This window comes from Bradyrhizobium viridifuturi (assembly GCF_001238275.1).
In the GTDB taxonomy this organism is placed as follows: Bacteria; Pseudomonadota; Alphaproteobacteria; order Rhizobiales; family Xanthobacteraceae; genus Bradyrhizobium; species Bradyrhizobium viridifuturi.
The window spans coordinates 44,402-50,766 of record NZ_LGTB01000056.1 but is presented as its reverse complement, the minus strand read 5'-3'; the positions used below and the strand labels follow the sequence as shown (position 1 = coordinate 50,766).

Below are 6,365 nucleotides of genomic sequence, written 5' to 3'. Positions count from 1 at the left end.
CCCCGCCGGCCGAGACCAAGTCGCCGGCCGACAGCCCGGCCGCGTCGCAGTCTCCGACGCCGCCGCCGGCCGCCCCGGTCCAGACCGCCGACCCGTTCGGCGAGCCGTTCACATTGGAGCCGAAGAAGGTCGTGATGCTGAAGGGCACGGCCAATTGGGATTCCGCCTTCGACGCGCTGATCGAGGCGTTCAAGCAGCTCACCGCCCTGCTCGACAAGGACGGCATCAAGGCGTCGGGCAACCCGATGATCGTCTACACCTCGACCGACGACACCGGCTTCACCTTCATCGCCGAAATCCCGGTCGATCAGGATGCGAAGAACCTCGGCAAGAACATGAGCATGGGCAATTCGCCCGACGGCAAGGCACTGAAGTTCGTCCACCGTGGCTCCTATGACAACATGGACAACACCTATGAGGCGATCACCAATCACCTCGACGACAAGAAGCTCGAAGCCAAGGACACCTTCATCGAGGAATACATCACCGATCCGCTGAAGACCGCCGAAGACAAGCTCGTAATCAACGTCTACGTACCCCTGAAGTGAGCCAGATGACCAACCGCCTACCCTTCGCCGCTGCCCTCCTCGCAACCACCCTGCTTGCCGCACCCGCAATGGCCGATTCCGATTTCCCGCCAGCGATTTCAGTCACGGGTGAGGCCACCGTCTCGGTGCCGCCGGACCAGGCCCAGCTCGATGCCGGCGTCACCACCGACGCCAAGACCGCGCGCGAAGCCTCCGACGCCAACAATGTGACGATGGGCAGGGTGCTGGCAGCGTTGAAGGCCGCCGGTATCGCGGAAAAGGACTACCAGACCTCGCGGCTGTCGCTGCAGCCGCAATTCGCCAACCGTCCGCCGTCGTCGCCGAATGCGCCGCCGAGCATCGTCGGTTATCACGCGAGCAACCGCGTCACGATCAGGCTGCATGACGTCAGCAAGGTCGCCAGCGTAATCGACGTCCTGGTCGCGCCGGCGCCAATGATATCGGCGGGATCAATTTCTCGGTGTCGCAGGCTTCCAAGCTGCTCGATGAGGCCCGTGAAAGGGCTGTCGCCGACGCCCGCCGCAAGGCTGAAATCTACGCCAAGGTGCGGGCGTCACGCTCGGCGCGCCGTTGAACATCGCGGAGGTCGGCTCGGCGCCGGTACCGGTGTTCCGCGCCAAGATGGCCACGGCCGGATTCGCCGCACCGACACCGGTCGCGCAGGGCGAGGAAACGCTGACGGTCAATGTGAGCGTCTCCTGGACGATCAAGCCGGCGCAGTAGTACCTGTCGTCCCTGCGAAAGCAGGGACCATAACCACAGGGCCCAGTCGTTCGAGCGAGCTGCGGCTCCAGTGTTGTCCAACAATCGGCATTTGTGGTTATGGGTCCCGGGTCGCGCTTCGCTTGCCCGGGACGACGATCAAATCTCGAACACTTGGCCCGGCCTCAGCGTCACGAATTTCTCCCGCGGCACTTTCGCCGCATCCAGCGCTTCACCCAGCGCAATCGCGGGCGCGTCGATCGCCTCGTCGGTCAATTGAAACGTGCCGTGATGATGCGCCAGCGCTTGCGCGGCGCCGCAATCGGCCAGCGCCTTCACCGCATCCTCCGGGTTCATGTGCTGGTCGCGCATGAACCAGCGCGGCTCATAAGCGCCGATCGGCAGGATCGCGAGCCGGAGCGGGCCATGCGCCTCCGCCACGCGGCGGAAATGCCGGCCGTCGCCATAGCCGGAATCGCAGACGATGTAGAGCTTGCCGGCCGGCGTCTCCAGCACGAAGCTCGCCCATAGCGCCTTGTTGCGATCGAACAGGCCGCGCGCCGACCAGTGCCGCGTCGGCACCAGCGTCGCGGCGAGTCCGTTGCCGAGCTCGACGCGCTGATGCCAGTCGAACGCCTCGGCCTTGATCGCGGAATCCGCCGCGCGCATCGTGATGTCGTTGCCGAGCGGCGTGATCACGCGAGGACCAAACGTCATTTCAAGCTTCGACAGCGTCGCTATGTCGAGATGGTCGTAGTGACCGTGCGACACCAGCACGATGTCGATCCTGGGCAATTTCTCGAACGCAATGCCGGGATCGTTGTGCCGCTTCGGACCGGCGAAGCTCAACGGTGAGGCGCGCATCGACCACACCGGATCGACCAGGATGTTGAGGCCTGAGGTCTGGATCAGCCAGCTGGCATGGCCGACGAAGCACAGCCGCACCTTGTCGCCCTCGACCCGCGGCGGCGGCGTATCGGCATAGGGGCTCGGCGCCCATTCCGGCCAGACCGCGCGCTTGCCGCGCCCCGCGAACTGCCAGCGCAGCACCTCGCCGAGCGATTTCGGCGGCGAACCATCCGGATCGAAGAAATGTAGGCCGTCGAAGTGATCCGAGGCGGGGCCGTCATAGGTTTTCATCAGGGACATCCAGATCGAGGGCACGCCGATCGCAGCGGCGGCTCCGGTCAAGGTTGCAAGAACGCGGCGGCGGGTGATGGGCAAGCGGGTTCCCGAACAGGAGGCAGGCTCCGTTTATATGGGTGGCCACGCCGAATTCGGAATCAACGCAGCAAAATGACGTAATTTCAGTACCTTAAGGCGCAAGCGGCGCGATTTCCGGCGAAACTTGCCTTGACTTTGCCGCCCCGGCAGCGTTTAACGCGGCCACTTTCTCGGAAAGCTTCGTCTTTTCGACCCGCCGACTGGTCCTGGAGGCCAGAGGTCAACGCCCGACAGCGCGATGCGCCCTCGGGCGCGAAAGTGTTTGGACCATCATCTTGGCTCGGTGCCAAGGCAAACTATCTGGTCATCACCCCCTCGAATGCGGGCGGATGACCCGAAGCGAGCGAAGCGCGCTCACGGGCGCAACGAAGGACAACGGCATTGTTCGACAATCTGTCGGAACGGCTTGGTGGCATTCTCGATCGTCTGACGGGGCGCGGTGCGCTGACCGAAAAGGACGTCGATGCCGCGATGCGCGAGGTGCGCCGCGCGCTGCTCGAGGCCGACGTCGCGCTCGAGGTGGTCCGCAGCTTCATCGACCGGGTCCGCGAGCAGGCGATCGGTGCCACCGTCGTCAAGTCGGTGACGCCGGGCCAGATGGTGGTGAAGATCGTCCATGACGAGCTGGTCGCCACGCTCGGCTCCGACGGCCAGACCATCGACATCAACTCCGTGCCGCCGGTGCCGATCATGATGGTCGGCCTGCAGGGCTCCGGCAAGACCACCACCACCGCGAAGCTCGCGCGCCGCATGGTCCAGCGAGACAAGCGCAAGGTGCTGATGGCCTCGCTCGACGTCTACCGCCCGGCGGCGATGGAGCAGCTCGCGGTGCTCGGCCGCGACCTCGACATTCCGACGCTGCCGATCGTCGCCGGCCAGATGCCGCCGCAGATCGCGAAGCGCGCGCTCGAAGCCGGCAAGCTCGGCGGCTACGACGTCGTGCTGCTCGATACCGCCGGCCGCACCACGCTCGACGAAGACATGATGAAGGAGGCGGCCGAGATCAAAGCCGCCGCCAACCCGCATGAAGTGTTGCTGGTCGCGGACAGCCTCACCGGCCAGGACGCGGTCAACCTCGCGCGCTCGTTCGATGAGCGCGTCGGCCTCACCGGCATCGTGCTGACGCGCGTCGACGGCGACGGCCGCGGCGGCGCCGCGCTGTCGATGCGCGCGGTGACCGGCAAGCCGATCAAGCTGATCGGCACCGGTGAAAAGACCGACGCGCTGGAGGACTTCCATCCGAGCCGCATCGCCGGCCGTATCCTCGGCATGGGCGACGTCGTCTCGCTGGTCGAGAAGGCCGCCGCCAACATCGACGCCGAGAAGGCCGCGCGCACCGCCGAGCGGATGCGCAAGGGTCAGTTCGACCTCAACGACATGCGCGAGCAGCTGCAGCAGATGGCGAACATGGGCGGCATCGGCGGCCTGATGGGCATGATGCCCGGCATCTCCAAGATGAAGAACCAGATCGCGGCGGCCGGCATCGACGACAAGATACTCAAGCGCCAGGTCGCGATCATCGATTCGATGACGCGGCAGGAGCGCAAGAATCCGGACCTGCTTAAGGCGAGCCGCAAGAAGCGCATCGCGGCCGGCGCCGGCCAGAGCGTCGAGCACGTCAACAAGCTTTTGAAGATGCACCGGAACATGGCCGACATGATGAAGGCCATGGGAAGCGGCAAGCGCGGCCCGCTCGCCGGCATCGCGCAGGCGATGGGCTTTGGCGGCGGCATGAAGCCGCCCTCGCCCGAGGAGATGAAGGCGCTCGCCGAGAAGATGCAGGGCGGCGCCGGCGGCGGCCTGCCCAATCTGCCGAAGGATTTGCCGGCCGGGCTGCGCGGCGGCCTGCCGAACGTGCCGGGCCTGACCGGCCTTTCCGGCAAGCCGATGCTGCCGGGCCTCGGCGGCTTCCCGGGTAAGAAGAAATGAGCAACTCGTCGCGACGGCTCAGATGCCGGCGTGGCGCGGAATACCGATCAATCGAACACATCGACCTTTGAAGGAGAACTGAATGTCCGTTGTTATCCGCCTCGCTCGTGCAGGCACCAAGAAGCGTCCGGTCTATCACGTCGTCGTCGCCGACTCGCGCTTCCCGCGCGATGGCCGCTTCATCGAGCGTCTCGGCCACTTCAATCCGCTGCTGCCGAAGGACAACGAGGCGCGCCTGAAGCTCGACATGGACAAAGTGAAGGCCTGGCTCGCCAAGGGCGCGCAGCCGTCGGATCGCGTGACCCGCTTCCTCGACGCCGCCGGCGTCAAGAAGCGCGCGCCACGCAACAACCCCGAGAAGGCCGTGCCGCGCAAGGAGCGCAAGGCGCAGGCCGAAGCCGCCGCCAAGGCATAAGCTGAACGGCGACCACGGTGACTGCACCGGTCTGTGTCGCCCGTATCGGCGCTGCGCATGGTGTGCGCGGCGCCGTCCGGCTGTGGACCTTCACCGAAGACCCGCTGGCCGTCAGGGATTACGGCCCGCTGATGACCAAAGACGGCTCGCGCCAGTTCGAGGTCACGCATGCGCGCGAGGCCAAGGACCATCTGGTGGTGACGCTGAAGGGCGTCGCCAGCCGCGATGACGCCGAACGGCTCAACGGCCTCGAACTCTACGTGCCGCGCGACCGGCTGCCGGACACCGACGACGGCGAATACTACCACACCGATTTGATCGGGCTCGCCGCAGTGACGACGGCAGAGCAGCCGCTCGGCAAGGTGATCGCGATCCATAATTTCGGCGCCGGCGACATCATCGAGATCGCCCCGCCGCAGGGCGCGACGATGCTGCTGCCCTTCACCAACGCGGTGGTGCCGACGGTCGATCTTGCCGGCGGCCGTGTCGTCATCGACCTGCCGCAGGAAATCGACGGCGACGATCCGTCGGCAGCCTAACCCGGATATTTTCAGCCCGTCATCCGGCCCTGCTGCTCAAGCCAGTCGCAGAACACCGCACTGTGCGGATCGTTGCTGCGGCCCGCCGGGAAGTAGGCGAAGTAGCTCCGCGCCGGCAGGCTGACGTCCGGGAACGGCGTCACCAGACGCCCGGCTGCGAGATCGTCCGCGATCAGCGCCGTCGGGCCCATCGCGACGCCGAGGCCATCAAGCGCGGCCTGGATCGTCAGATAAAAATGATCGAACGTCAGCGCCGCTGCCGGCTCGAGCGCGGAGTGTCCCGCTTCCGTCAGCCAGTCGCGCCACAGCCGCGGCATCGACGTGACATGCAGCAGCGTGTGCCTTGAGAGATCCGCGATCTCACGCAGCGGCTGTTGCTCGAGCAGCGATGGATTGCACACCGGCAACCTTCGCTCCGACACCAGGAAGCGCGATGAGAATCCGTGGAAGGTGTCAGGCCCGCCACGGATCACGACATCGAACGATTCAGGCAGCGCGTCCACGGGATCATTCGACGTGCTCAAGCGCACCTCGATGTCCGGATGCTCGGTACGAAACCGGCTCATCCGCGGCAATAGCCAGCGCAGGCTGAAGGTTGCGAGCGCGTTGACGCGCAATACCGCGACGGCGGTATCGCCGCGCCGCGCGCGATGCTGCTGCACGGCCGCGGAAATCCGGTCGAGCGCCGGCGCGAATTCTGCCAGCAGCGCAGCGCCCGCCGGCGTCAGCACCACGCGCCGTACCGATCGCCGGAACAGCGCCGGCGCGCCCAGCCATTCCTCGAGCAAACGGATCTGCTGGCTGACCGCGCCATGGGTCACACTGAGCTCGGCAGCAGCTTCCTTGAAGCTGCCGAGCCGCGCGGCGGCCTCGAAGGCGCGGACCGCATTGAGCGGCGGCAGACTGCGGCGTGGGACAAACATGACCGCTCAATACCAGATTTTCTAACACATTGCCTGATTATTACTGATTTGTGACAACGAGCGATCGCGCGCATATTGCGCAACA

The 6,365-nt window shown here is 65.8% G+C and carries 6 protein-coding genes and 1 pseudogene; 5 read left to right on the top strand and 2 right to left on the bottom strand.

What is annotated here, in order from left to right:
• Both ALC15_RS36550 and ALC15_RS36545 read left to right on the top strand, forming a co-directional pair.
• Positions 1 to 548, top strand: a 548-nt coding sequence (locus tag ALC15_RS36550) for a GyrI-like domain-containing protein (RefSeq protein WP_050631465.1), incomplete at its 5' end; no start/stop codon positions are given.
• A 5-nt stretch (positions 549 to 553) separates the two neighbouring features.
• A pseudogene (locus ALC15_RS36545) lies at positions 554 to 1,271 on the top strand (SIMPL domain-containing protein).
• Between the two features lie 138 nt (positions 1,272 to 1,409).
• Here ALC15_RS36545 and ALC15_RS36540 read toward each other — a convergent pair.
• On the bottom strand, positions 1,410 to 2,474 hold the full coding sequence (locus tag ALC15_RS36540) for an MBL fold metallo-hydrolase (RefSeq protein ID WP_050631464.1): 1,065 nt from the start codon (positions 2,472 to 2,474) through the stop codon (positions 1,410 to 1,412).
• A 381-nt stretch (positions 2,475 to 2,855) separates the two neighbouring features.
• Here ALC15_RS36540 and ffh point away from each other — a divergent pair, with 381 nt between their 5' ends.
• The 3 genes from ffh (at position 2,856) to rimM (ending at position 5,357) form a co-directional block, all read left to right on the top strand.
• Positions 2,856 to 4,403: a signal recognition particle protein gene (gene ffh, locus ALC15_RS36535; protein ID WP_050631463.1), complete on the top strand. Its 1,548-nt coding sequence runs from the start codon at positions 2,856 to 2,858 to the stop codon at positions 4,401 to 4,403.
• 82 nt (positions 4,404 to 4,485) lie between these two features.
• A complete protein-coding gene (gene rpsP, locus ALC15_RS36530) occupies positions 4,486 to 4,818 on the top strand; it encodes a 30S ribosomal protein S16 (protein ID WP_050424979.1) in 333 nt (110 codons plus the stop codon).
• 17 nt (positions 4,819 to 4,835) lie between these two features.
• Complete coding sequence (gene rimM, locus ALC15_RS36525; RefSeq protein ID WP_050631462.1) at positions 4,836 to 5,357, top strand: ribosome maturation factor RimM; 522 nt, start codon at positions 4,836 to 4,838, stop codon at positions 5,355 to 5,357.
• A gap of 11 nt (positions 5,358 to 5,368) precedes the next feature.
• On the opposite strand, the gene gcvA is transcribed toward rimM, so the two are convergent.
• Entirely contained in the window at positions 5,369 to 6,280 is a 912-nt protein-coding gene (gcvA, locus tag ALC15_RS36520) for a transcriptional regulator GcvA (protein WP_050631461.1), read from the bottom strand.
• Between the last annotated feature and the right edge of the window lie 85 nt (positions 6,281 to 6,365).